This is a genomic window from Stenotrophomonas sp. AS012628 (genome assembly GCF_010608305.1).
Taxonomy (GTDB): Bacteria; Pseudomonadota; Gammaproteobacteria; order Xanthomonadales; family Xanthomonadaceae; genus Stenotrophomonas; species Stenotrophomonas geniculata.
The window spans coordinates 1-259 of sequence record NZ_VMBJ01000161.1; the positions used below are offsets into that span (position 1 = coordinate 1).

General features: G+C 68.7%; 1 protein-coding gene. It reads right to left on the reverse strand.

What is annotated here, in order from left to right; all coding sequences use genetic code 11:
- A partial coding sequence (locus G5A07_RS21425; protein WP_316248770.1) for an MHYT domain-containing protein occupies positions 1-259 on the reverse strand: 259 nt, incomplete at both ends.

The following is a 259-nucleotide window of genomic DNA, read 5'->3' on the forward strand; positions in this document are numbered from 1 at the left end:
GCGATCAGCAGCGACAGGCCGGTGATCGGCAGGTCGTAGCGCAGGGCGATCGGCGCGTGGAACGCGAGCATGGCGACGAAATGCGTGGCCCAGATGCCGCTGCCCAGGCAGAACGCCCCGATCCATTGCCAGAGGCGCGGGTGGCTCAGGCTGTTGCCGACCCGCTCGACCATGTCCAGTGCCGTGTACCCGGCGAGGCAGGCGACGAGGAAGGCGAGCGCCACCAGCGACGGCGAATAGGTGCAGTTCTGCAGCACGC